Here is a 26408-nt window from a genome sequence, read left to right on the forward strand (position 1 = left end):
TTGCGGCAACCAATGTTTCGTTTTCGAACCGTCGACAATAGAAAACAGCGCAGGGAACGAATTGTCCCTTGGGTACTCTTTTCCTCCGTTTTACTTTCTGTCCTAACTATGTTAGGTATCGTGATTACGTTAGTTTGGGAGTCTATTCCCTTTTTTCGAATCGTACCGGTTCAAACCTTCCTGACGGACACGAAGTGGACGGTCCTATTTTCGGCAGACCAGCAGCGGGCCGGTGTCCTACCCTTGGTTGTGGGAACCTTATTGGTAACAGGGGTATCCGTCCTAGTGGCCGTACCTTTGGGACTGGGGGGAGCGGTTTACTTGAGCGAGTATGCTTCGGCTCGATCGCGTCGAATCCTAAAACCTTTTCTGGAATTGTTGGCCGGCATTCCCACCATTGTTTATGGTTTTTTTGCCTCCATGGCGGTTACACCTTCCCTGCGATCTATTTTCCCAAAGATTGGTTTCTTCAATGCTTTGTCGGCCGGGATCGTAGTGGGTTTGATGATTCTTCCCATCATTGCCTCCCTGAGTGAGGATGCCATGCGCAATGTGCCGCCGCGTATCCGTGAGGCCGCCTATGCCCTGGGGGCCACGCGTTTTGAGGTGGCTTGGGGTGTCATTCTACCGGCCTCCGTTTCTGGTGTGGTAGCCTCCTTTGCCATTGCATTGTCCCGGGCTATTGGTGAGACCATGATTGTAACTATTGCCGCTGGGGCGACGGCTAATTTGACTTTGAACCCCCTAGAGGCCGTGCAAACGATGACGGCTTTTATGGCCCAGGTATCCGATGGGGATACGGCTAAGGGAGGATTACCCTATCATTCCATGTATGCAGTGGGTCTATTGCTCTTCTTATTCACCTTTTTCCTGCATTCCATAGCCCTTAGGGTAACGCGTCTTTTACAGAGGAGGCATGCGTAATGGCTGTCTCACCGGATCCCGTGCGTCCCCCTTCCTCCGCTTCTTCCTCCGCTGCTTCGCCGTTTTCCCCTGGGCAGGATTCAATCCCAACGCGATTGTCATGGCAATGGCGTCGTAAATGGTTGGATCGATTAGTCTATGCGCTGTGTGGTATGGCAGCTTGGCTGGGTGTTGGTATTGTTTTTTGGTTGCTTGTTGATGTGGTACAACGAGGTTTGCCCTGGCTTACTACTACCTTTTTCACCGAGGTAATGCCCTCGCGTTTACCCTCCCGTGCGGGTTTTTTAGGGGCCATATGGGGTTCGGTTTTTATGATACTTCTCGTGATACCGATTGCCTTTTTCCTGGCCATCTCCACCTCACTTTATCTGGAGGAATATGCTAAACCTAGCCGTTGGACCCGCTTTGTGCAGCTTAATTTGTCTAACCTGGCGGCTGTACCCTCTGTGGTTTATGGAATGTTAGGCGTTACCTTATTTGTTCGTGCGTTGCATCTCGGAACGAGTGTTCTCTCGGCCGCACTCACATTGGTTCTCATGGTATTGCCGATTGTTGTTGTTGCGGCCCAGGAGGCAATTCGTGGTGTGCCCGATTTTCTTCGCCAAGCCTCCTATGCTATGGGGGCCACTCATTGGCAGACGATTTGTCGGGTGGTTTTACCCCGTGCTCTTCCCGGGATGGTAACCGGTATGTTGCTTGCCGTAGCGCGGGCTTTCGGTGAAACGGCGCCTCTGATTCTCATTGGGGTGGTTCCCTTTCTCACACGGCTACCCATAACACCCTTGGATGATTTTACTTCTATGCCCGTTCAAATTTATAACTGGATTTCGGAGTCGCAAAACGATTTTCAAAACTTAGCCTCTGCGGGCATTGTGGTTCTCCTAGCAGGATTATTTGCCTTTAATATCATTGCTCTGATCATCAGGGAACGATCTCGTCCTTAGGGAGTTTGTGCGAAGGGGGGAATTCTGGTGAAACCACCAGCCATCGAGGCTAAGCGTGTCAATTTGTATTATGGGGATAAACATGCATTGCAAGACATTAGTCTAACGATGCCAGTTTGCAGTATCACGGCGCTTATAGGGCCCTCGGGTTGCGGAAAGTCAACTTTTCTACGTACCCTCAATCGTATGAATGACCTGTTTCCCAACGTACGCATGACGGGTGCAGTGCGTATTCATGGGGAGGATATTTATCGTCCTGGTGTAGATACAGGCTTGTTGCGTCGTCAGGTGGGAATGGTTTTTCAGGCCCCCAATCCTTTTCCCAAGAGTATTTATGATAATGTGGCGTATGGTCCACGGATTCATGGTGTACGTGAGCGTAAACTCCTGAATTCCCTGGTAGAGCATAGTTTAAAGCGGGCGGCCCTGTGGGATGAGGTTAGGGATTGTCTACAAAATCGCGCTACCCGTTTGTCGGGAGGACAGCAACAACGTCTCTGCATTGCTCGTGCCCTGGCGGTGGAGCCCGATATTTTGCTGATGGATGAGCCAACGTCTGCCCTGGATCCTGTTTCCACCACCAAAATTGAGGAATTGTTAAGAGAATTAAAACAGCATTATACCATTGTGATCGTGACCCATAATATGCAACAGGCAGCAAGAATCTCTGATCAGACGGCCTTTTTCTTGGCGGGGGAACTGGTGGAGTGCGCTATAACAGCAAAATTATTTTCTACCCCGCGTGAAAAGCGTACGGAGGATTATATCATGGGTCGTTTTGGTTGAAATTTAGGATACCGTCGATCGCCGGTAAGGGGGTCGACGAGAAAGGTAAGGAAAAGTGAGGTAGAGAATGGGTGGAAGAACACGCTCCATTGATCAAGCATTAGCCGATTTGAAAAGGATGCTTCTGGGTATGGGAGAGAAGGTGGCTACAGCAGTGGAGCAGGCGGTGGATTCCCTCCTAACACAAAACGTTGCTTTGGCTCAGCAGGTTCGCGATTCTGATCAGACTATTGATACTTTGGAAGCCACCATTGATGATACTGTGATCAAGTTGATTGCAACCCAACAACCTGTTGCGAAGGATTTACGGAAGTTAATATCTACACTCAGGATGGCGGCTGATTTTGAGCGTATGGCTGATTTGGCCACCAACATCGCTGATGTGACTATGGTATTGCGGGATCAGGATCCCACTCTGTTACCAACGGACCCTATCGTGAAAATGGCCGAGTTGACACAGCAAATGATTCGTTCTGGTATCGTTAGTTATGTGGAGGGCGATAGTGAACGTGCTTATGTTGTTTCAGAGGCAGATGATGAGGTAGATCGGTGCTATCGTGATGCTTTACTGGAGTGGGGCTCCTATTTTCCTCGTGGTAGTGCATCGGCTTTCATAGCTCTACAATTTTGTTTCGTAGCCCGTTATTTGGAGAGAATTGCAGACCATACGACGAATATTGCTGAGCATGTTGTGTACACGGAGACGGGACATTCAGCGGATTTGAATTGAAGGGAGTTGTCGTAGGGGCATATGAAACGACTCCTCCTATTGGACGCCTATAGTGTTGCTTTTCGAGCTTTTTTTGCACTTCCTCCCCTGACGGACCCGATGGGGAGGCCCATACAGGCGGTGTACGGATTCGCCTCTATGCTCCTACGGGTATTGAGAGAGCTGCAGCCTACCCATGTAGGGGTGGCTCTTGATGTGGGGGAAACTACCTTTCGCCACCGGGTCTATAGTGATTACAAGGCACAGCGACAGAAAATGCCGGACGAGTTGGCCATGCAAATAGCGGGTTTGGGTCGACTCTTTTCGGCATTTGGTTTACGGGAATTCTCCCTGCCGGGTTACGAAGCAGATGACATTGTGGGTACATTGACGCGTCGTTGGGCCCCCGAATTGCGGGTAGTGATCGTGACGGGGGATCAGGATCTCCTCCAATTGGTGGAGGGGGACCGGGTGGAAGTTCATTTGATGCGTAAAGGTGTTTCCCATACGCAGTGCTACAATGAACAAGCAGTACGGGATCATTTTGGTCTATCCCCTACACAATTGATTGATGCTAAAGGTTTGGCGGGGGATGCTTCGGATCATATTCCTGGTGTGCCTGGGATCGGGAGCAAAACAGCCCTCACTTTACTCCAACGTTTTTCTAGTTTGGAAAATGCTATCGAGCATGTAAAGCAATTGGAAAAACGTAGTAGACGCTGGGAGATCAATTTGTGTGAATATGCGGAGCATGCTCTGTTGTGTAAGCAATTGGCAACGATTGTTACGGATGCACCCTTACCTCAGGAGCCATTGGATACGCTAGGGTTTTCCGGGGCCCCCTGGGAACGGGTTTCCGCTCTTTTTACTGAGCTTTCCTTTCAGTCCCTGTTGTCCCGGTTGCCCTCGGGGGATTCTACGAATTCCACCAACGAGGGAGAGGAACCTGCTGTAGAGGGAGAACAGGAATCTGTTGTGTTTGTGGGAACAGAAGAGCAACGAAAATCCCTTACCCACTGGCTTTCGTTGGATAAGCCCCGTTCTCTTGTTTTTGAGGGTGCCTCAGCCAATCCACACCGGGGTCCATTGCTTACCATGGCTTTGTCGGATGGTGAAACTACATACTGTGTGCCCTGGGACCATATGGAGTCAGTGGATGGTTTACGCCGTTATTTGGCTGATCCGATGGTTCCTAAGTGGGTGCATGATGGTAAGCGGAGTTCCATTCTGTTGCAAAGGGTAGGTTGGTCCTTGGAAGGGATTCAATGTGATACTTTTCAGGCTGGGTATCTGTTGAATCCCACACGTTCGCAGCCTAGTTTGGCGTCCCTTACCGCTTCCTTCCTTTCTACCCCGCTGTTGGAAGATGGAAATGTATATACTAGGGATTCCCAACGTCGTTGGGTCCTCAATGGGGTCATGATGCGTCATATAGGTAAGAAGGCTATTAGCTTGGCTTGTTTAGCCCCTGTTCTTATGGATAGGGTGAGGGAGCAGGGCTTGTGGGAGTGGTTGCATGATGTGGAACAGCCCTTGTTGGGAGTTCTGGCGGCGATGGAACTACGCGGGGTCCGAATTGATGGGGCCGTTCTAGAACAACAGAAGCTAGAATTGGTAGAGCAAATGGAAGATCTGGAACGAACTATTTATGGGATTGTGGGTTCTACTTTCAACCTCAATTCCCCTCGGCAATTGGCCACCATTTTATTTGAAAAGTTGGGATTACCCACAGGAAAACGTACGAAAACGGGTTTTTCCACTGATATGGATGTATTGACTTCTTTGCTTCCCCAACATGAGGTAATCGAACTCATCATACTGTACCGCCAATTGGGGAAGTTTCGCTTTACCTATGTGGAGGGATTGCAACGGGAGTTAGGGGATGGGGATCGAGTTCACACTACCTTTCAAACCGCAGTAGCTGCAACGGGTCGATTGAGTAGTACGGAACCCAATCTGCAAAATATCCCGATCCGCTTGGAGGCGGGGCATAAGATTCGCCGGGCCTTTGTTCCTTCACAATCGGATTGGTTTTGGTTGACTGCTGATTATTCACAAATCGAGTTGCGTATTTTGGCCCATCTCTCTCAGGATGAGATTATGCGGATTGCCTTTCTGAAATCCCATGATGTACATACGGAAACGGCGGCACAGGTATTTGGGGTGGATCGTGAGGCTGTAACACCATCCATGCGTCATCAGGCGAAGGCAATCAACTTTGGTATTGTGTATGGAATGAGCGGTTTTGGTTTGTCCAAGCAATTGAATGTACCCCATTCCGAGGCCTGTTCCTTCATCGATCGCTATTTTGCAACCTATCCAGGGATCAAGAGATACCAGGAGAAAATCATTGAGAGAGCTAGGGAATCTGGTTTTGTGACTACCCTCCTCGGACGCCGACGCGCCTTGCCTGATCTTTGTTCCCCGCATGCACCGAGTCGACGGATGGCAGAAAGAATGGCAATCAATACCCCCGTGCAGGGTTCGGCGGCTGATTTGATCAAACAAGCTATGGTGCAATTGCAGGCTTGGTTGCGAAGCGAGGGCCTACAATCCTCCCTATTGTTGCAGATTCATGATGAGCTCATATTGGAGGGCCCATCTTCTGAGTTATCCCATGTGGCAGAAAATGTTCGCCGTATCATGGAAAATACCTACCCCCTTCTTGTTCCCCTAGTGGTTCATGTGGCCACGGGTCCGAATTGGTATGAGGCGAAGAAAAATGCCTGAGTTACCCGAGGTGGAGATGATTCGGAGGGCCTTGGTTCCTGAGTTAGTGGGTCGTAGGATTGCATCGGTGGAGGTTCGTTTACCACGATTGGTCCGTTCCCCAACCCTAGAGGATTTCACAGCGGCCCTTGAGGATAGGGAATTTACAGCCGTTCAGCGTCGCGGAAAGTTTTTACTTTTACTTGTACCTCCTTGGGCCTTGGTTTCCCATTTGCGTATGGAGGGAAGCTACCATATCGCTATGGCTGTGGAAACATTAGACAAACATACCCATATGATTTTCCGATTGGACGATGGACGTGAACTCCGTTACCGCGATGTACGTACCTTTGGTACCTTTGATCTTGTTCCCCTGTCTACGGTTTTTCAATGCCCCCCGTTGGTACATCTTGGATTTGAACCACTGGATAGGGGATGGAATTGGGAGGATTTACGGAAAATTTTGCGAAATCGCCGTGGTTCCCTCAAGGGATTTTTGCTCAATCAGCAGCACATTGCGGGTTTGGGGAATATATATGCGGATGAGACGTTGTTTTTGGCGCGATTGCATCCATTGCGTAGGGCAGGTAGTTTGCGGGAGGATGAAATGATACGTTTGCACGCGTCCATTCGTTGTGTGCTCGGGAGAGCTTTACGTACCGGTGGCACTACGGTACGTTCGTACCGACACATCGATGGTACGATGGGGGGATTTCAGTCTGCCCTGCGTGTTTATGGAAGGGCAGGCCGGCCATGTTTTCACTGTCGAACCCCGATTGAGAAACAGGTGATTGTGGGTCGCGGTACGCATAGTTGTCCCCGTTGCCAACCCCCGCCTACCCGTATCAACTAACCATCCAGTTACCCGGACTAAGGGGGGGAGTCATGGTTTCTGATGTGCGATCATGGGAGGGGAGGTTAGGTTTGACGGGTGGTATAGCTACGGGTAAGAGTACAGTGGCCGCCATGCTAGCTCGTTTCCGTGGGGTGCACGTGATCGATGCTGATAGGATTGCCCGTGCTATTGTACAGCCCGGTGCTGAGGGATGGCGAAGGTTACGAGTAGTGTTCGGGTCCCGTTTTTTTGATGAGAATGGGGTTTTACAGCGTAATGCTCTAGCTGGTTGTATCTTTAGCTGTCCAGAACAGCGACGTCGTGTGGAGGAGTTGTTACACCCCTGTATCCTGGAAGGGATGCGGGAGGAGGAGAGGGTTATTTTGAAACGTTTTCTCCCCCGTTTCATTGTTTGGGAGGTACCCTTGCTCTTCGAGGCCTGTTGGGTATCCTATTTCCCCGAGGGAATTGTGTTGGTTTATGTGCCCCAATCGGTACAGCGGGAGCGGTTACGAATGAGGGATCGTCTCCCCGAGGTGGGGATTACCCAGCGATTGTCTGCACAATGGGATATAGAGCAAAAGCGATCCCACGCAACTTGGATCATTGACAATCAGGGTACCCGGGCGGAGACAGAGGAACAGGTGAACCGGTTATGGGAGGATTTTAGGGATGGGGACTGTTGAGGTTTTTGCCAAGGGAATCTTGTATGGGTATGTACGAATGGGGAAGAAATTTGCTTTCGGGGGGTGTAATTCATTATGGCTCTCTCCGTGGGTATCAATGGGCTGGGTCGTATCGGAAGAATGGTATTACGACGCGCCGTTACCTGTCCCAATATAGAGGTTGTTGCGGTCAATGCTTGTCACCCACCCGCTACCCTAGCCCATTTGCTTACCTTTGATACGGTTCATGGTCGTTTTGTGCACGATGTGGGTGTAGAGGGTGATTCTTTACAATTGGCAGACCGGAGGATCCGTTGCCTGTCGGAACGATCACCGCGTGCACTACCGTGGAAGGAATTGGGTGTTGAGGTAGTTGTGGAAGCAACGGGCTGTTTCGTACATCGTGAGGGCGCCGCGGGCCATTTGGTGGCAGGTGCTGAGCGGGTAGTGGTGACCGCTCCTGGGAAGGATTTGGATGCAACCCTTGTTATGGGGGTCAACCATGATAGGTATGATCCACAGCAACATCAATTGCTTTCCGCTGCCTCCTGTACTACCAATGCTCTGGCTCCCATTGTGAAGGTTCTTCATCGCTATTTTGGTATTGAGTACGGATTACTGACAACAGTGCACGCATACACCAATGATCAGCAGCTGCTAGACAATCCGCACAAGGATTTACGGAGGGCTCGTGCTTCTTCCTTGACATTGATACCTACTAAAACGGGTGCGGCTGAGGCGATTGGTGAGGTTATACCCGAGTTGGCAGGGCGATTGCACGGGTTAGCTGTACGCGTTCCCGTTCCCAATGTTTCTTTGCTTGATTTGGTGGTTCACTTGACCCAGCCAGTGGATCGATCGCGGATCAATGAGGTTTTACAGATGGCGGCGGGGGGGGAATTTTTGGGATATTTGAGTTTTGTGGAGGCCCCCCTAGTTTCGGCTGATTGCAACGGTGATCCCCATTCAGCGATTGTTGATGGTTTGCTGACGACAGTGGTAGGAGACCATCAGGCTAAGATATTAGCGTGGTATGACAACGAATGGGGTTATGCTTGTCGAGTTGTTGACTTGTTACATTATATTCATGGAATGACGATGGGGGGATCACCGCAACCCCTTCCTATCCATATGTAGAAGGGGGTTTGTCTTCCCTTTTTATGGAAAATTCCCTGGGGACAACCTGGGGACGGAATGATGTGGGATTGGGACAAGCCTGGTGTCACTGGGGAGGTTATTTCGCCCGTGATCTTAGATGTCTCTTTGGAGTACGATATGTACGATTTCATCCCGTAGGGGTAACACAGGATTTCCAGGATGGTGTGCATATCAAGTGTTTTATGATTTTACGGCCTGCAAAAATATATTCTGATCGAAAGAGAAGGAATATAGTAAAATGGGGAAGGATGTTTCCAAGATAAGGCTCCTGGGTGTACAATGATAGGTGGCGTGTGAGGGGGGATATATGCCGTGTTAGATCGCCAAACCGGTTGGCGTTGCAAAACACGCCAGCTCTTATTAGTAGACCTCCCTTGTTTATTGTGTCTCTATCAACCACTGGTGGGGAGTATTGGTATTGCTTTGTACCAAACCCTCATCCACCATTTACCTGCCCGCCGTATTGGGGCTTCGATGGTACGCCCCACCAAGGATCTTTTGCAAACATGTGGTATTTCTTCTCCCTGCCTTGTAAAAGCTCGTTATCGCTTAGAAGGCGTAGGTTTGTTGCGGACCTTTGACCGTTCCAATGGGGGGGAATTTTATTATGATTACGAACTTCTATCTCCATGTAGTCCGGAGGAATTTTTCCGAAATGAGCCTCTATTTGCTGCTCTTGTTCGACAGATCGGGGAACGACGGGCCGTAATCCTCCGGCATCGATTTTTGCCCCAAGTGCTGGATTCATTGGACGAGGAAGAAGATCCCGTGGAGTTAACCAAGGATTTTAATGAAGTTTTCGGGAGAATCTGTCCTCTGACTGAGGAAACGGAGGAACCCATCATAGGGTCTGATCATGGGGAGATGAACACCGAGGTTGTATCAAATCCAGGAGATCCAGAATCCCCTCTCTTTACCCACCATGGTTCTTCCGATGCTCCTTCTGAGGATGAATCTAGTGGATTGGATTCGGATGGATCTCAGGAATTGGACCCCCCCCCAGTGCTGGAGGAATTGCCGGAGGAACTACCGGGTGGAATTTCTATTCAGTGGAATCAGAGTTTGCGGAAACGGATATCTCACATAAAGTTTATTTATAATTTGAACAATTGGGATATTATTAAAATATCACAAAACCCAAGTATTGTGAAAAATGATGGTGTGATCGATGTGGAGCGTTTTGAGTTCTATGCGCGCACGTTGCATCAGCAACGATCAGCATCACCTGTGACGAAAATGATCCAACAAGGTACTGGGGAGGATCGGCATGAATCCATCGCTTCCAGTTCGTTGCCGGGGGAAGTTCCTTGCCCCGAAGAAGGAAATGAGCAAATCAAAGACCAGCAGCGTTGGCTTTCAACAGGGTTGGCCCATACCCCCGATGAGGCTGTCCATTTTTCCCTTCTGAATACGGTTTCTCCCCTGCGTTTGTTGGCCCGTTATCAGAGGGGTGCAAAGGTCCCAGAGAGTGAGATTCGTTTGGTAGAGGAACTATTGAATGCCCATCAGTTGCCAGCAGCCGTGGTTAATGTTTTACTGGAGTTTGTTATGTTGCGTTATGATCAACGTCTGCCACGCCCTCTGGTGGAGAAGATTGCAGCGCAGTGGCGTCGCTTGGGTATTCAAACATTGGAACAAGCAGTCCAACAGGCGCGTCGAGAGCCCGATTTCAAGGTGATCCGGGGAAAAACCCGGAAAACAGCAACCCGTGCTCTCCGATTACCACGTTCCATTGAGCAGCAAGAATCTGTTCTACAATCGTCAGGGGGGGGGAAGGGCCCTGGTGGTTTGCCACGTGAATCAGAAGAGGGAAAAGCAACGGTGGAAGCGCTGTTGCGTACACTAGATGATTATGGAAGGAGGGGGGGACGAGGATCTGAGTCAGAGGGGGTATCCTCATGAAGTCCTGGTTGGAAGCGGTGCCAGAGAAGCTACGCAGACAGGTAGGGGTGGATTGTGAGAAGTTGTTGAATCACCCGAAGGTTCTTAGTTTTTGTAAGGATCATCCGGAAATGGAGAAAGAGTCTCTGTTGCAATCGCTACCACGTGTGCATCAGTTTTTGCGGGAACAGAGTTCCTGTCGTTCCTGTCCGGGTTTGGATCGTTGTCCTAATTCTGTACAAGGTTACGTATCACATTTGGTGGCTCATCGTGGGTCTGTAGATCTCGTACTACGGGCCTGTCCCCTGTTGCAACAGAAACGGGAGGAGACGGAGAGGAATTTGCTCTTTCGCACTCACCGCATTCCTCGTGATGTAAGAAGCGCTTCTTTTTCCTCCCTCCTTGTGGATGATCAACGGGTGGATGCGATTACGGCTGCTATCAATTTTTGTAGTGCGGTACGACAGGGAAAATGTCCTATTCAGGGTCTCTATCTTTATGGTCCTTTTGGTGTCGGTAAGAGTCATATCGCCGGTGCTATTGCCAATTGCCTTGCGGAGAGCAACCATTCATCCTATATGTTTTATGTTCCTGATTTTCTTCGTAATTTACAGGAATCGATTTCAGAGAATCGCGTGGGGGAACGGTTATTGGCCCTTAAGGGGGTGGACGTGCTCATTTTGGATGATATAGGTGCAGAGGTTTTGACACCTTGGAAGAGGGATGAGGTACTGGGTTCCATTCTTCAATACCGTAGTGCGGAGGGAAAGCCAGTGGTATATACTTCCAATCTCTGTCTTGAGGAATTGGAACAACATTTGGCTTGTACAGAACGTGGGGGAATGGAGGCCATCAAGGCCAAGCGGTTGTTGGAACGTATTCAGCCCCATGTGGTAGTCCATAGCGTGCAGGGGCCTAATTGGCGTACCCATCATCGTCGTACCGGAGATGGGTAGAAAATAATATGCGGATTCGGGGAGCCCATGCCCTCCCTGTTGTTTTTGTCTCACGTACCCTGATTCGATTTCCTATGGGCAAGGCCATACTTACGATGAAGGGTGGTATTATGTAGTAATTTTATTATTATTCTTACATTTTGGTGGGCAATGGTTTCATAGTCCTTGAAGGGGAGTCCCCCGACAAGCATTCCATAAATTCTTATGCTGATGAGGGGTGCGAACAGCCCCCTCCTATTTACGTCTATAAGTATTACTACCCAAAAATATGTTTATTGATATCGATATTGTGTAATAATATTGGCTCTTGGCCAAACTTCGGACCCGGAATATCCTTGGGCGGTTTTTTTCTACTCTGAGTTTTAAGGATGAATTAGGTGGGACCCATTCTTCCCCATAATTAGTTTGTTTATTCAGTTTATTGTACACGAGCCCATGCCGAAGAGCATCTGTCTCTATTAATTTATAAAATAAATAGAAACAAAAGTATGTGCTTTTTTCTATTATGTATCCAAAATTATTGAATGCATTTTTATTTTATTTTATGTTTATTAAACACTATATTAATATTATGAAACATTCCGGCAATTTACCCCCTGATCGTTTTCCAGGTGGCTATTGCGACATACGATAGCAAGGTTCTCATAGTTCCTCCAAATCCGAACCCCAAAACGTTGGCGAAAGTCAAGCTTGGTGGCACAGTTCTTTCCCTCTATAAGAGCATTGGTAGCCTTGTCTCCTCGATGGTAATTTGCAATGGACTGTTGCCCCCTCTGTAGGCTCTCTGCACCTTTTCTAATGTTCTTGTGGTCGTGCTGTAATCCTTCCCCGATGAGAGCGTGCAGATTATTGTAAGCCTCGGTAAAAGTGGGATAATCGGTGTCATACCATTTTCCGACATCCTCTATAAATTCGTAGGCTTCCCCAAGTTTATGCCAATCTGCAAGATGAAATATTTTTTCCAGGAGTAGCCTCTTGGATTCGGGAAGTAACCCTCTGTGTTTTTTCTTCAGGGCGTCCTTTACGAACCCTTTGATCCTGGACAGATATTTCCCATTTTCGAGTTCCTTATACATACAGTCCACCCATTCCCAGTGCAGATGACAAGACAAATGCCAGCGGAAAACAAAGAAATCACGGGGGAAGAATTTCTCTTTTTTCTTGTAAAATGATAACAAATCTGTAATATATTCATACTTATTCTTTAATTTTTCTGAACAACTAAGTAATTCATTAAGAATATTCCTCTCTTGATCGGAAAGTTCCTCCCGATAATTTTTCCATAGTAGGTCAAGTAACAATTCCTTTATGGTGGGGGCAAATTGCTTATCCCTAAGAGTGACTTTCAGAGGGGGGTGTAAGGTAAGATCCCTTATATTCTTGATGATGTGAAAGCGATCAAACACAATAAGCGCGTTAGGGAATTCCGATAGAGCAAACTTAGTATAGGTAGGGGCTCGGTCCATGGCAATAACCGCTGGATCAAGTTCATGTAGGTGGTGATTTTGCCTCTGGTAGTCCATAAGTTCCTCATATTTTCGGCCTTTTATCACAGCCAATACAGACCCAAGTTTTGTATCATAGATATAGCTTGCGTAGTTCTTACCTTTCCTTGTCGATGTATCATCTATACCGATGGTCAAACAACGTCCCTGTTCCCTGGCCTGCCTAATGGCCTTTTCCTCGAGTTCTTTTCTCTTTCTAGGAAGAAATTCATCAAAAAATAGGGTATAACCTGTTCTCACCGGTATTCCATGTAACCTTGCTGCTTTCGCTGCTGAAGATAGTATTGCCGTTGATGAGAACATTTCCCTACAAAAATCTGCATATTTTTTCCCTTTCCCAACAAATGCATACACATGGTTGAATTTGTCCTCGCAGTAGGTACATCTCCATCGTTGGGGTTTCATAACGGATTCAATTTCCCATAAGCCAAGGATGCCGTGTTTTATTTTCCGTTTCTTGTCGAGTCCCGCTTTCACAAATTTTTGTCCCAAATTTCCCAAATCCTCACAGGAACACCTGATTCCCGGGGATGGACGGTTGACAATGGACTTTAGGATATAACGAATTCTCATTTTATCTGATCCTGTGGGCCCTAATTTCTCTATTTTCATGATTTTCACTTCGTCCGAAAAGGGGGGCCTTGGGAAATCTAGTTCTGTTTTCATCTCGACAACCCCTTATTCCCTGATAGAGGGTGAGTTGCCAATTATTATAACATATAAAACTTAAATTTTATAAAAACAACGTATATGTCCTACTGTGTTCCCACAAGAATACTTTGGAATACAGGGGGAGGGAATCCGAATCTAGGCAGATATAAACACAGAAACCTACCACGATGCATTTGATCTATCGAACCATGGTTCAGCCCTCACTCCTGAGACTGAACCCCCAGGTCCGAAGTTTGGCCAAGAGCCTCCCTATGGTTCATGCTATCTTCTGGTCCGTTGTTCCCTGCCGTTTTTGGTGATCACGGAGACAGAAGAGGGTGGATATCCGATAAGCGGCCCTGTCATCAGGATAGTAGCGAGCTTTGTTCGTAATGCGTTTTAAATGTCGAGAGTAAGCCTATCATTTCAGCTGAGTCTCTCACGTCGAGTAGGGCTAGCATCTCAGCCAACCCTCTCACAAAACCACACGTAATACTCTCGCATTATGCGGCTCTTATGGGTGTTGGGTCAAAAGTATGGACGGCACTGGTTGGCCATTTAGGCCCTCCCCTATCTTACCTTCCGGTTTTGCTTCTATATAATCATAACATTCTATATATTAATAAATTCATGCTATATGTAAGCCTTATTTAATCCGTCTTTTAATTTATTTTAAAATTATTACTATTTAAATACAGTTTAAATACAGCTGCGTTCGGGTAGGGGGTTGCGTGCCTCCCCATTTACCATATGGAATCGGGGAGGCACCATATCTGGTTCCCGAGAGGGCTATTGGGTACATCGATCTCGAAGGGGATTATTGGATAAAAAATAAAATATTTAATAATTTAAAACATGCAACTTACCTACAATCAGCAACAATCCAAGGAACACCATGATAGAACCACCTATGGTCTGTATCATTCGTGTATAACGAACGAGAAACTTCATCCAGCCCAGGAAAAAGGAAAACAGTAGGAAGGGAGTACCAAAACCCAGGGACAACAAGGTCATGCAGTTGAATATTTGATCAGGTTCCCGGTCCATGAAGGTAAATATCGGACCCATTGCGACCATAAAACAGGGGGACAAACCGGAAACAAGACCCAGACCGATGAGGAAGGAACTTATGTAGCCCACAGGTCTGTTGGGAATATCAACGTGTCGTTGCATGCGGAGCAACCATGTGGGCTGGAATACCCCCGCCATAATAAGACCTGCAAGGATCAGGACGACACCACCTATGATGCGCAGGGTACCCTGTTGGTTGCTCCAAAAAGTGCTGAACCAGGAACCGGCGGCACTTGTCCCAAATCCAAGTATATAAAATATCAAGGATACACCCGCCACGAAACAGAGACTGTGCATGACCAGAGCACGGGAGACGGCCCAGGTCTTTTTTCCTTCCCGGAGGGAAGTTACGGATATACCTGTTATATAGGCCAAATAGGTGGGATATAAGGGAAAAAAGCAACCAGAGAAAAAGAAGATTATACCCGCCAAAAATGAAGCCAGGAGAGGAGTCGATTCCGCAATATTTTTTATAATATTTTCTATCATTTCTTTCATTTCTATGATGAATTCCATATCTACATTCGTATCCTCCCTTGGTATGGAGAAAATTTATATTTAATTTCAACTTTAAGTCATTATATGCCAAGCAAAGCATTACAACATGGGATCTTTCCAGATGTTCCTGGTCCTCAGTATTATTTACTACTTTTCTATAAAAAATCCCCCCAAACGTGTGTCAAGTGAGCTATGTAAGCAATGGAGGTTGTAAACGGCCCTTCGGGCAGAAAGGATTCCAACTATCCAACGCTGTAGAAACGTCCCGGGGGGTGATCGGTTTAGGCAAAGGCGGGGGTCTGAAATCCTCGTTCGGTGGGGATTAGGGAGCTCAACGAAACCGTTCGAGGATGCATCGTGTGTCAAGAAGTTGTTCAAGAGATGAAGGTTGCTCGGCCCTTCGTAACCGGCTGATAGGTAGCAGGTTACAAACCGCCTAGTGTTGCTGGGGTAAAGAGCAATGGTGGGAGAGAATCCAAATCTAGGCAGATGTCGACCGGCTCTTCTCATCCCATCCCAATCTTCAGACCCTTTAGGTCCTACTTCGATTATGAGGATGTTGCTTCGAGGTTCCAGTGACCTCCTCTAGTGGATCTCCTACTAAAATTGTCGTTTGATCTCCTTCCGTGGATTCCCCACTAAAGTTCTCATCTAACTGTCCTTCGCAGAATGAGTCAGCCCCTTCGCTCCACTTCCATTACAGAAGCTTCCTCACTACTATGAGCTGATCCGACTTCGTGCACGGAACCTCGGTTTTATCCTCGGTCTTTTTCCATCTGGCGACAGCCAGACGCCGTACGACGATCTCTCAAGTTCCGATCAAGAGCCTACATCGGGTTCATCCCGCCTATACACCGCATGCCACCGGGGCAGAAGATAGGTCATCCCCCACGGTTCATCCCGACGTTAGCACCCCACCTCGGTTTTGACATGGACTGCGCTTTTCGATGCGTCTTTGAACGGTTCGCTTTCGCTGATCTCCCCGATTCCCACCTGACAGGGTCATGCCCTGCCTTTTCCTAGATCGCTCACAACCAGGGCATTTGACCCCAGCAGCACTATGCGGTTTGTAACCTGCTACCTACCAGCCGGTTACGAAGGGCCGAGCAACCTTCATCTCTTGAACGACTTCTTGACACACGGTGCTACTGCGAAAAAATATATCAAACTTATTAGAATATTACAGTATTTTTGAGTATTTCCGGCGTAAGTGCTTTGGGGTGGAAAGGTACCCCTTTCTGGGGGACTGCACCTGAAAATTTCGTACGACTGGTTATTTTTTGTTGAACCACCGAAATCGCCGTGGAATCGGCAGATATAAACATAGAAACCTACCACGGTGCATTGGACCTATCGAACCATGGTCCAACCTCACCCCTGGGACTGAACCCCCAGGTCCGATATACGGCCAAGATCCTTTTTTTATCCGCCAATTTATTCTTTGCATATCCATTCAACAAAATTTTCTAAAAATAGAAAACCAATAGGTAAACAGGGAACAGCGGGGCAATTTTGCTTTTGCATCAGATCTGGTGATTTCATTGTATTACGTACCTAATTGAGATCCCCCGGTGATTTTACCATAATGATTCGGTAAGGCGGGGGACTCGGTACAGCTAAAAATATTCCACCGATCCATGGATCAAACGAGCCCCATGATTTGTGTCCAGCATATGGGATACGAACAACACACTAACAAACGAAATGCCGAGGGTCGGAATCGAACCGACACGATCGAAACGATCGCAGGATTTTAAGTCCTGTGCGTCTACCAGTTCCGCCACCCCGGCAATGCACAAGGAAACACTATTTTGAGAACCATTGTAACAGAAAAATCAACATAGGAAAAGGGGTTCGTTACACAAATTCAGGGGTACTATCTGAGGAAACTTTTCCCAATCGAGAATTTCTACAAATTGGATTCCTCACAATACAATTTTTGGGCTAATCCCCTATCCCAGGGTGATGTGAGATCGACGACCAGTTAAAAATTCCAATCTAGCGCTGCCACCTTACTTCCCATTCGGGGTCCTTCATACCGACCGCCAATTTCATTACTTCATAGCAGGAACCTATTTTCAGGTAGGGAATCCGGGTCCAGAAAAAAATATTGGCGACCCTTCCCCTTGGGGTCTGGTTTTGGCTTAAACCTGTGTTCCTTGACCTTACGCCTACAGGGATAGTGCCATTTATAAAATTTTACAAAAAGGAACATTATTGATTATTAAGTAAATCGATGTTATACAGTGGGGAACAGATAGTTAAAACACGGTATTCCTTACGTATAAGGGATTGAAATTTACCCTATAATGGCGTGTAAGACTGTCTATTCTTTTACCCAGCAATGGAAATTGAGAAGAGGAGTGGTTCAACGATGTATCCCCCATCTCTTTACGCCTGTTCCGCAATTGCGGCCCGCCTGAACGCCCATCTGGGGCAGATTCAGGTAATTTCCCAACGATTACAGCAAATGGAACAGTCCAACCAACAAACGACACAGCATAAAGAACAGAGGGAATCGACTTGTGTGCATCTCGTTCAGCAACTGGGACAATATGTACGAAATTGCCAGCAGGAGATCAATCAAATTGCGTGTCATATGGCGCATCGTGCTGCAGTTCGTTCGTTCTTCCCTGTCGAGCCGACCGTAGCTCCTTCATTTTTTCCTTATCACTATGCATACAGTGCTTCCCATGGACAAGATTCCTATCCTAATTCTTCCCAGCAACAGTGTTTTTCCCCTCAGCTTGCCACCTCTTCCGTTTAGTAACAGCAATGGGGATTTTCCATCTCATCGGATTCGTCTGTCGATGATAGACAGGATGTTGTTTCGTCCGTTTGGAATGTCCAACATAGCATTTCGTTAGGAGGAATTCCCACAGTGATCGATAAACTCCGAGGGGGCGATGGTTGCGTATGCAGTGTTATCCTGCATTTTCCCGACTGAATGAAAATATTGAGCAAATCATGACTAATGTACGACAACTGCAGCAGTATGAGCAAACCAACCAACGTACTACACAACAAAAGGAAGAAAACGAATCGCAAAGTGTACAGCTTGTCCAACGTTTGGGCCAGCATATACGCGATTGTCAGCTGGAAGTTTCCCAAGCGTCCGCTATCCTACCTCAGATTTCGATGTTTCCACAGGTAATACGTATGGTAGCTAATTTGGAGAAATTACAAATTTTGGTCCAACATCTTGCGCAATATGAGGCCTATAGCCACCAAACTACACAGGAAAAACAACAGTACGAAGCCAGCACAATGAAATTGGCACGTCAGGCAGAACAGTTAGTTCAGAGTTGTCAGCAGGAGATTGGTAATTTCATACCCACGCGACCAATGCATTCGTCATCTTGTAATTCCCAGTTGGTCTACGAATCAAACCATCCCGGTGTTTATACTATCTATGGAGGTCGACAGTTGGGATGGGGATATCCCCCGGGGAGGCAACCACCAGGTTGGGAATATAGTGATGCCTATGGGAAACAGCGGGTGGGTCCTGGGTATGATCCCAATGCCTATGGAAGACAGAAGTTGTCCGATGCCTACTATGGCAGGCAACAACCGTGGTCTGCGGCTGTTCCGTACCCTGTACCACCACAGTCGTCGGTAGGCCATCAACCCACACAATGGAGTCCTATGGTATAGAAATTTAGGACAAGTAAAAATTCCTATTGTGGATGTCCCCTTCCCACCTAGCTATCAACACCTGATTTTTGGCTTCTTTGGTTTCTTGGAAAAATCATGTGGATGAGGTATGAATCGGGTCTGTCTGCATCACAATAGATTCTGTGCCCGCTTTTCGGTGGGTTCGCGTCACAATTGGCAAAGGAGGGGGGGTACTTCGTTTTATGCCCTATTCGCAGGTCAAGAATGCTGTTTCGCGTGTATGTGCTAACCTTACCCAGTTGCAAACGATTATTCAACAATTACAGCAGCGGGAACAAATCAACTTTCAAACGACACAACGAAAGCAACAACAGGAATCAACGAACGTCCAATTGATTCAGCAACTCAATCAGATTGTGAGGAATTGCCAGATGGAATTAGGACAACTGTCGGTTTCAGGTCCCCAAATTCAACCACAACAACCCCAGCCACCGCAATCACAACCTTGGGGTTTACAACCACAACCCCCCCAACAGCAATCATGGAATCCGCAGCAGCAGGCGCAACAATCCTTTAGTCCTTCTACCCCCGGTCCCTCGTGCAGTGCGGGTGGTATGGTTTCCCCCCCTTCCTACGGTATACAGCCGTATTCACAATTTGGTCATCCACAGTATCCACAACAGGCATATGGTTCCCAGTCACCATCTTGGGGGGCACCTCAGCAGTCCTCTTACGGTGGGCAACAGTTCTCTGCCTCTGCGGCTGGGTATCCTATTGCTTATGGACCCCCCCCTTATTCCAACCCCATGGTCCAACCACAACAACAGGGGATTTTCCAGCAACCGTGTGGTCCAGAATCGAAGCCCCCGCTTCTACAATAGAGATACCCTACCTCTCTTACCAAAGCCACATCGCATGACCCCCCCCTGTTCCAGGGGGTTGGTTGTGTTCCTACACCAGCGTTTTTCTATAGCGAACCCTATTCCTTTCTTTCCGCGATTATTTTACTATTTCTTAAGCATCCCTCCCTCATCCCAACCCTATGTTCCCATCACAACAGCAGGATATTTTTCTGACAATCCCATGATCCGGAAGCAAGGCTCTCCCCCTTTCATAGTGAGGGGTACCCTATGTTTTCCGCCAGACGTATCGCATACTCCCTCCGTTCTCTCGTTCTAGGGGGGGTGTTATCCTCTAGGGTGCATTTTTTTCCTTAAAGCGTCCTCTGCATGCCTCATAAAGATGGGTGGCAGATGTGGCATCCTCCCATCCATCCATGTAAGTCATTTTTCCTTCTAGGTCCTTATACACCTGAAAAAAGTGCTCTATTTCCCTGCAGATGTGTTTAGGAACATGGGATAGGGCGCGAATCCCCTCAAAACGAGGGTCGTGGACGGGCACACCCAGCAGCTTTTCATCTTTTCCCTTTTCGTCGCGCATGTGTAAGACACCCACAATTCGGCTACGGATTTGGCATCCTGGGAATGTGGGACTGGTGACCATAACGAGTATATCCAATGGATCACCATCCTCCGCCAATGTACCGGGTATGAAGCCGTATTCGGCAGGGTAGTGCATGGGTGAATGTAGGACCCGGTCCAACCGGAGGGTTCCGTCCTCCGGTTGGTACTCGTACTTGTTTTGTGATCCCGTGGGGATTTCAATGAAGGCATCAACGATCAACGAAGGGGTCATAGGACTCATAAACTCCTTTTCTTCCAAAGAATGGACGGTAAGAGGGTGAGCGGTCTTCCGGGCGGTAGGACTGCAAAAGTCCCCAGCGGGATCCCTAAAATACCCGAAAACCCAATCTGAATTTTTTCATTGAGTATGTCGATCCACTAAAATAAAGGTACCTATCGCATGTATTGGTTAGAAAATAATGTGTTATGATTGTGCGATAGCAAATACCAGAACCAAAGCGGGCGTATCCAGAGGACGGGTCAAGTACTATCCATGCTTTCGACACGCCCTATGCCCCTACCATGGTGACGCATTTTTTGTTTCTTCATAAACTTTATGTAAAAGCACAGGGGAAAAAACTGTCCCCTGATCGGGAGGGAACAGTTTAGAATCCGCAGGGTATGACCGTCATAGGGGGGTGTTCCCCATAGAGATCCTGTCCCGCTGTCGTCTGTTGTCAGGGAAGGAGGAGGACTATTTTTTTACCAAAAAACCCTGTTCCATAGGATACCACGAACACGAACCGTGGCTATTCCCCAGACTTTTTGATAAAATCCTGGATGTAGTCTTTACTTCCCACTTTGATGGAGTCCGTAGGGCAACCTTCTTGTGCGTCACGTACTGAATCCATAAGTTCATCGGGTACAACAAACTTACCCGTGTTGTTGTCTGGGTGCACAAAAGCTATGCCGTCTGGGTCATAATCATATACATCAGGGGCCGCTGCACCACATGCTCCACACGCAATACAAGTCTCCTTGTCGACCCATGTATGCACGTTTTCCTTTTCGTCACCCATGATCTTGCCTCCTGTACAGGTTTTCGTAGAGGTACCAAAAAATCCTCCCCCACCCTTTGCTCCCATTGTAGAGGCACATTGCAACATTTGCAAGGGGGATTGCCTGGTGTGGGGGGTTGTTGTTTTTGCCTTTGGCTTTTTCGACATCGCTTGCTAGAATGATGAGGGCGAAAACATCTCTGGTTCTTGAATTATCCTATGGACTTATGGGTGGGGTTGTTCTGTTGTTAGGATGTGCATTTGCTAATTGGGTCATGAGGGAGGATAGAACGTTTGTTGGGAAAGCGGTACGCAACGGAGGATCCGTGGGTTCTGGTGGAAGGGGATGGTGTCTATGATAGAGCAATCCGACTCATTCAATGGGAATCGGCGATGGGTCCACTCCGATAGGGGTAAGGACACAGGGGTTCAAACTGACCCCGCGGAAGAGGAAGACATGCGCGCCGAGGGAGAGAGTGATCTTCTGCAGTTTCTTGTCGCTTCTTCTGTGACAGGCGGTTTATTTCTAGCTATTTTTGGTATATCTGCCGTGATACGTGGGTTAGGAATTTTTTAAAGAGTTATTCATTGCCACGGGAATGTCTGCCATGAAGACACTGCAGTAATAGAAAAAAGGTGGAATATTTCTTGAAAATTCATGAGCATCAAGCTAAATCACTGTTTGATCTCTATCATATTCCCGTTCCACGGGGTGGTGTAGTCCATTCCGTCAAAGAGGCGGTTACGCTGGCAAAGGGAATAAAAAGTAATGGATGGGTAGTAAAGGCGCAAATTCATGCTGGTGGCCGGGGCAAAGCGGGCGGAGTTCAGTTGGCCGGTGATTTGAACGCAGTAGAACGTCATGCGGAGAATTTGTTAGAGAGTCGATTGGTAACGCCGCAAACGGGACCTAAGGGTAGCCTTGTGCATTCGCTGCTGATTGAGGAGAGCTGTTCCATTGCTAGCGAGCATTATGTAAGTTTCCTTGTCGATCGCTCCAGCCAGCGAATTGCCTGTATAGCCTGTGCTGAAGGGGGGGGGGGATATTGAAGAAATTGCTGCTACTCGTCCGGAGTCCATTCATCGCGAATTTCTAGATCCTGCCTTCGGTTTACAGCCCTTTCAGGCGCGGAGGATTGCCTATGCATTGGGGGTGCCTGCCGCACAAATGCGCACAACCACTAAGGTTCTTCACCAACTCTATGAACTCTTTGCTGGCAAGGATTGTTCGCTTCTAGAAGTAAATCCTTTGGTGGTTACCCGACAGGATGAAATTTGGGCTCTGGATGGTAAGATGATTCTGGATGAAAGCGCATTGTTTCGTCATCCTGACGTGCTTGGGATGCGGGATTCCAATGAGGAAGATGAACGTGAACGGAAGGCACGGGAACAGGATCTCAGTTACGTAGCTTTAGAGGGGAGTATTGGTTGCATGGTGAATGGTGCTGGTTTGGCCATGGCAACCATGGATATTTTGCACCATTTTGGTGGCGAACCTGCTAACTTTCTCGATGTAGGGGGCGGTGCTACCACAGAACGCATTGCAGCGGCTTTCGAAATTTTGATGATGGATCAACGGGTGCAAGCGGTGTTCATCAATATCTTTGGTGGTATTGTCCGTTGTGATATTTTAGCAGAGGGTATTATACAGGCAGCAGCCAAGGTATCCCGTCTCTGCCCCCTCATCGTCCGCCTGGAGGGAACACGCGTAAAGGAGGGCCTTGCGATTCTACAAGCTACCCAATTGCCTATTGTCACGGCCACCTCAATGGATGAAGGTGCCAAACTAGCCGTCCAGGCGGCCAAGGGGAGTCGGACGCCAGACGGTACAAAACGGGGGAACAAAGCATGAGTATTTGGGTAGATTCTTCAACGCGTGTCGTTGTACAGGGCATGACAGGGGAAGCGGGTTGGTTTCACACGGAGCAGTCGGTGGCCTATGGTACCAAAGTGGTTGCCGGTGTTACGCCGGGTAAAGGGGGACAGGAGAAGGGTGGCATTCCGATTTTTCATACCATGAAGGAAGCCATGGTAGCTACCAAACCAACGGCTAGCATTATTTATGTTCCCCCCCCTTTTGCAGCTGATGCTATTTTGGAAGCAGCCGATGCGGAGATTCCCCTCGTTGTTTGTATCACGGAGGGCATTCCTGTGCTTGATATGGTACGGGTTTGCCAGCATCTCAGGAAAAGTGCCACACGGCTTATCGGTCCTAATTGTCCTGGTGTCATCACACCAGGTGCCTGCAAGTTGGGGATCATGCCTGGTTACATTCATACCCCGGGACGTGTTGGTGTTGTTTCACGGAGTGGTACATTGACTTATGAGGCGGTTCACCAGCTAACACAGTTGGGAATTGGTCAGTCCACAGCGGTCGGAATTGGGGGGGATCCTCTCATCGGTACACGTTTCATCGATTGCTTGATGGCTTTCGAGGCGGATCTCGATACGGAAGCCGTTGTGCTCATCGGGGAGATTGGTGGGTCCGACGAAGCAGAAGCGGCAACATGGATCCGGCAGCATATGAAGAAACCCGTGGTCGGCTTCATCGGCGGACAGACGGCACCGCCCGGAAAGCGTATGGGGCATGCTGGCGCCATTGTTTCTGGTGGGGAGGATACGGCGGCAGCGAAGATAGCTGTCCTTAAGGAATCCGGGGTCATGATAGCACCCACCCCAGCTATGATTGGACGAACGATGGAGGATACCTTGAGAGAGCGCGGTTTACTCGGTCGTTGCCAGGGGGTACTGTCCTAGGAGTTCTGGCATTTCCGTCGATTTTTTTGTTTCTCCTGTTTGCCACCCCCGTGTCAGGGAAAACGCCTTGCGTACATCCTCCCGATGACTTAGGATGGGGGGGTGAAGTGGGTTATGAACAGCGGTTTCTTGGTACCGCAGAGGGAGGACTTTGGTGAGGTATGGCTGATACACTTGTCATAGTGGAATCCCCTGCTAAAGCAAAAACAATCAGCAGATATCTAGGGAAACGGTTCATTGTGAGAGCTTCTATGGGTCACGTTCGTGATCTACCTAAGAGTCAGTTGGGTGTTGATGTGGGACAATCTTTTCAGCCTAAGTATATTACTGTACGTGGTAAGGGGGACGTTCTCCGTAAATTACGGGATGCGCGTAGGAAGGTGAAGCGTATCTATCTTGCGGCTGACCCGGATAGGGAGGGCGAGGCGATTGCCTGGCACTTAGCACATAGTTTGCGGTTGTCCCCTGATGAAAATTGCCGGGTCGTGTTTCATGAAATCACCAAACAGGCGATCAAGGAGGCTTTTGATCGACCACGGCCCATCAATATGAATTTAGTGAATGCACAGCAGGCGCGTCGTATCCTAGATCGGTTGGTGGGGTATGGTATCAGTCCACTTCTCTGGAAATCGGTTCGGCGTGGCCTGAGCGCGGGTCGTGTGCAATCCGTAGCCGTTAAGATCATTTTGGATCGCGAACAAGAGATTCGTATTTTTCAGCCCAAGGAGTATTGGACGATTACGGCTTCCCTGGAGAGCGGGGGTAAGGAATTTCTTGCTAAGTTCCAAGGTATTGGCAAGGATAAGCAGGAGCTATCCTGTGAGGAGGATGCCAAGGCGGTTTTGGCAAGAATGGAGAATCAACCGTTCCTTGTTCACTCTGTTGTTACGAGTCAACGAAAGCGGAACCCTGCACCCCCTTTCATTACGAGTACTCTCCAACAGGAGGCTGCGCGCAGGTTGGGTTTTCGGGCCCAGAAAACTATGGCAGTGGCCCAACAGCTATATGAAGGCGTTGAGATTGGTAAGGAAGGATCAACGGGTCTGATCACCTATATGCGGACCGATTCTCCGCGCATTTCGAGGGTAGCCCAAGAGGAAGCCAGTGATTATATTGTTGCTACCTATGGTAAGGAGTACATACCCCCTAAGCCTCGGGTTGATAAGCAACGTATTGGGGCCCAGGATGCGCATGAAGCGGTGCGACCTACTTCGGTGCTACGGACCCCCAGTGAGCTGCGACCGCATCTGACTCGTGATCAGATGCGGTTGTACCGTTTGATTTGGGAACGTTTTGTGGCCTCACAGATGTCTCATGCTGTGTTGGATGCCGTGGCCTGTGATATTTATGCGGGTGACGTTTGGTTTCGGGCTACGGGGTCCAAAATCAACTTTTTGGGTTTTATGCGTGTGTACGTAGAAAGCAGTGATGATGCAAGTGAGGAGAAGGAGACTTTTCTACCACCGCTGGAAAAAGGGCAGGTCTTGGGGGTAAAGGGAATAGAACCAAAGCAACATTTTACGCAACCACCGCCCCGCTATACAGAATCCCGCCTGGTTCGTGCACTGGAAGAAAAGGGGATTGGGCGTCCAAGTACGTATGCCCCCACATTGGAAACAATCCAGAAACGCGGATATGTACAACTAGAGGAGAAGCGTTTTTTCCCTTCGGAATTGGGCGAGATTGTTGTGACTATGATCGAGCGATTTTTCCCTGAAATCATCAATGTAGAGTTCACGGCCCAGATGGAAAGCGAATTGGATCGGGTGGAGTCTGGTAAGGAGAACTGGGTTTCCATCCTCGATAGTTTTTATCATCCCTTTCATGGAAAACTGGGGGTAGCAGAAAGGGAAATGGAATCGGTTGAGTTGGAGGATGAGATTTCCGACGAGAAATGTAATCTTTGTGAACTACCCATGGTGTACAAATTTGGCCGTTATGGGAAGTTTTTGGCCTGTTCGGGTTTTCCGGAATGTCGCAACACACGAACGATTGCCAAGTCTATGGGTGTCCAGTGTCCGATTTGCGAAAAGGGGGGGATTGTAGAAAGGAAAAGCAAAAAAAAGAGGACCTTTTATGGATGTGACCGCTACCCAGAATGTGAGTATACATCTTGGGAAAAACCAAGCAGACGCCCTTGTCCACGTTGTCAGGGAATGATGGTGGAAAAGCGTACCAAAAAATTTCTGTCCCTGAGTTGTATCAGAGCGGAGTGTAGTTACCAGGTAAAGGAATCTTTGTAATTTTTTGTTTTACTTTCATCCGTTTGTAGGGGGGTTGTAG

The 26408-nt window shown here is 48.2% G+C and carries 21 protein-coding genes, 1 tRNA gene and 2 pseudogenes; 18 read left to right on the forward strand and 6 right to left on the reverse strand.

Features of this window, described 5'->3' with window-relative positions; translation table 11 throughout:
* The 10 genes from pstC to dnaI all read left to right on the forward strand — a co-directional run bounded on the left by pstC (position 1) and on the right by dnaI (position 11567).
* Positions 1-924, forward strand: a complete 924-nt coding sequence (gene pstC / locus PPRES148_RS10005; RefSeq protein ID WP_246142990.1) for a phosphate ABC transporter permease subunit PstC — start codon at positions 1-3, stop codon at positions 922-924.
* Positions 924-1868 (forward strand): phosphate ABC transporter permease PstA, encoded by a 945-nt coding sequence (pstA, locus tag PPRES148_RS10010; protein ID WP_149454518.1) that lies wholly within the window; start codon positions 924-926, stop codon positions 1866-1868. The genes pstC and pstA overlap by 1 nt, the downstream gene beginning before the upstream one ends.
* A gap of 27 nt (positions 1869-1895) precedes the next feature.
* Entirely contained in the window at positions 1896-2654 is a 759-nt protein-coding gene (pstB, locus tag PPRES148_RS10015) for a phosphate ABC transporter ATP-binding protein PstB (RefSeq protein WP_149454519.1), read from the forward strand.
* Between the two features lie 67 nt (positions 2655-2721).
* The gene (phoU, locus tag PPRES148_RS10020; RefSeq protein ID WP_149454520.1) at positions 2722-3384 is read left to right on the forward strand and encodes a phosphate signaling complex protein PhoU; all 663 of its coding nucleotides are present in this window, start codon (positions 2722-2724) and stop codon (positions 3382-3384) included.
* Between the two features lie 21 nt (positions 3385-3405).
* On the forward strand, positions 3406-6093 hold the full coding sequence (gene polA / locus PPRES148_RS10025; protein WP_149454521.1) for a DNA polymerase I: 2688 nt from the start codon (positions 3406-3408) through the stop codon (positions 6091-6093).
* Complete coding sequence (gene mutM, locus PPRES148_RS10030; protein WP_246142991.1) at positions 6071-6925, forward strand: DNA-formamidopyrimidine glycosylase; 855 nt, start codon at positions 6071-6073, stop codon at positions 6923-6925. Before polA ends, mutM begins: the two co-directional genes overlap by 23 nt.
* A gap of 32 nt (positions 6926-6957) precedes the next feature.
* Positions 6958-7593, forward strand: coding sequence for a dephospho-CoA kinase (gene coaE, locus PPRES148_RS10035; protein WP_149454522.1), 636 nt, complete (start codon positions 6958-6960; stop codon positions 7591-7593).
* Between the two features lie 75 nt (positions 7594-7668).
* Positions 7669-8709: a type I glyceraldehyde-3-phosphate dehydrogenase gene (gene gap, locus PPRES148_RS10040; RefSeq protein WP_149454523.1), complete on the forward strand. Its 1041-nt coding sequence runs from the start codon at positions 7669-7671 to the stop codon at positions 8707-8709.
* A 333-nt stretch (positions 8710-9042) separates the two neighbouring features.
* The gene (locus PPRES148_RS10045; RefSeq protein WP_149454524.1) at positions 9043-10632 is read left to right on the forward strand and encodes a DnaD domain protein; all 1590 of its coding nucleotides are present in this window, start codon (positions 9043-9045) and stop codon (positions 10630-10632) included.
* Positions 10629-11567, forward strand: coding sequence for a primosomal protein DnaI (dnaI, locus tag PPRES148_RS10050; RefSeq protein ID WP_149454525.1), 939 nt, complete (start codon positions 10629-10631; stop codon positions 11565-11567). Before PPRES148_RS10045 ends, dnaI begins: the two co-directional genes overlap by 4 nt.
* 569 nt (positions 11568-12136) lie before the next feature.
* On the opposite strand, the gene PPRES148_RS10055 is transcribed toward dnaI, so the two are convergent.
* The 4 genes and pseudogenes from PPRES148_RS10055 to PPRES148_RS10065 form a co-directional block, all read right to left on the reverse strand.
* A complete protein-coding gene (locus PPRES148_RS10055; RefSeq protein WP_149454526.1) occupies positions 12137-13738 on the reverse strand; it encodes a transposase in 1602 nt (533 codons plus the stop codon).
* A 262-nt stretch (positions 13739-14000) separates the two neighbouring features.
* Positions 14001-14129: pseudogene (locus PPRES148_RS13430) on the reverse strand (IS256 family transposase); the annotation flags it as partial.
* Positions 14130-14563: 434 nt separating this feature from the next.
* Entirely contained in the window at positions 14564-15310 is a 747-nt protein-coding gene (locus PPRES148_RS10060) for a cytochrome c biogenesis CcdA family protein (protein WP_149454527.1), read from the reverse strand.
* Positions 15311-16997: 1687 nt separating this feature from the next.
* Positions 16998-17082: transfer RNA gene (locus PPRES148_RS10065), tRNA-Leu, on the reverse strand.
* 584 nt (positions 17083-17666) lie between these two features.
* Here PPRES148_RS10065 and PPRES148_RS10070 point away from each other — a divergent pair.
* The 3 genes from PPRES148_RS10070 (at position 17667) to PPRES148_RS10080 (ending at position 19788) form a co-directional block, all read left to right on the forward strand.
* A complete protein-coding gene (locus PPRES148_RS10070) occupies positions 17667-18059 on the forward strand; it encodes a hypothetical protein (RefSeq protein ID WP_149454528.1) in 393 nt (130 codons plus the stop codon).
* Positions 18060-18208: 149 nt separating this feature from the next.
* Positions 18209-18946 carry a hypothetical protein gene (locus PPRES148_RS10075; protein WP_149454529.1) on the forward strand — a complete coding sequence of 246 codons (738 nt, stop codon included), beginning with the start codon at positions 18209-18211 and terminating at the stop codon, positions 18944-18946.
* A 203-nt stretch (positions 18947-19149) separates the two neighbouring features.
* Positions 19150-19788 carry a hypothetical protein gene (locus PPRES148_RS10080; protein WP_149454530.1) on the forward strand — a complete coding sequence of 213 codons (639 nt, stop codon included), beginning with the start codon at positions 19150-19152 and terminating at the stop codon, positions 19786-19788.
* Positions 19789-20101: 313 nt separating this feature from the next.
* Here PPRES148_RS10080 and PPRES148_RS10085 read toward each other — a convergent pair whose 3' ends face one another.
* Positions 20102-20602: an inorganic diphosphatase gene (locus tag PPRES148_RS10085; RefSeq protein ID WP_149454531.1), complete on the reverse strand. Its 501-nt coding sequence runs from the start codon at positions 20600-20602 to the stop codon at positions 20102-20104.
* A 517-nt stretch (positions 20603-21119) separates the two neighbouring features.
* A complete protein-coding gene (locus PPRES148_RS10090) occupies positions 21120-21389 on the reverse strand; it encodes a ferredoxin (RefSeq protein WP_149454532.1) in 270 nt (89 codons plus the stop codon).
* Between the two features lie 125 nt (positions 21390-21514).
* Between PPRES148_RS10090 and PPRES148_RS10095 the strand changes: the two genes are divergently transcribed.
* From PPRES148_RS10095 to topA, 5 genes and pseudogenes are all read left to right on the forward strand, one after another.
* Positions 21515-21727, forward strand: a complete 213-nt coding sequence (locus PPRES148_RS10095) for a hypothetical protein (protein WP_149454533.1) — start codon at positions 21515-21517, stop codon at positions 21725-21727.
* A complete protein-coding gene (locus PPRES148_RS10100; RefSeq protein ID WP_149454534.1) occupies positions 21724-21945 on the forward strand; it encodes a hypothetical protein in 222 nt (73 codons plus the stop codon). The genes PPRES148_RS10095 and PPRES148_RS10100 overlap by 4 nt, the downstream gene beginning before the upstream one ends.
* Positions 21946-22016: 71 nt before the next feature.
* A pseudogene (gene sucC / locus PPRES148_RS10105) lies at positions 22017-23220 on the forward strand (ADP-forming succinate--CoA ligase subunit beta).
* Complete coding sequence (sucD, locus tag PPRES148_RS10110; RefSeq protein ID WP_149454535.1) at positions 23217-24125, forward strand: succinate--CoA ligase subunit alpha; 909 nt, start codon at positions 23217-23219, stop codon at positions 24123-24125. Before sucC ends, sucD begins: the two are co-directional and overlap by 4 nt.
* Positions 24126-24286: 161 nt before the next feature.
* Complete coding sequence (gene topA, locus PPRES148_RS10115; protein WP_149454536.1) at positions 24287-26368, forward strand: type I DNA topoisomerase; 2082 nt, start codon at positions 24287-24289, stop codon at positions 26366-26368.
* Positions 26369-26408: the final 40 nt, after the last annotated feature.

Source organism: Pasteuria penetrans (assembly GCF_900538055.1).
Classification (GTDB): domain Bacteria; phylum Bacillota; class Bacilli; order Thermoactinomycetales; family Thermoactinomycetaceae; genus Pasteuria; species Pasteuria penetrans.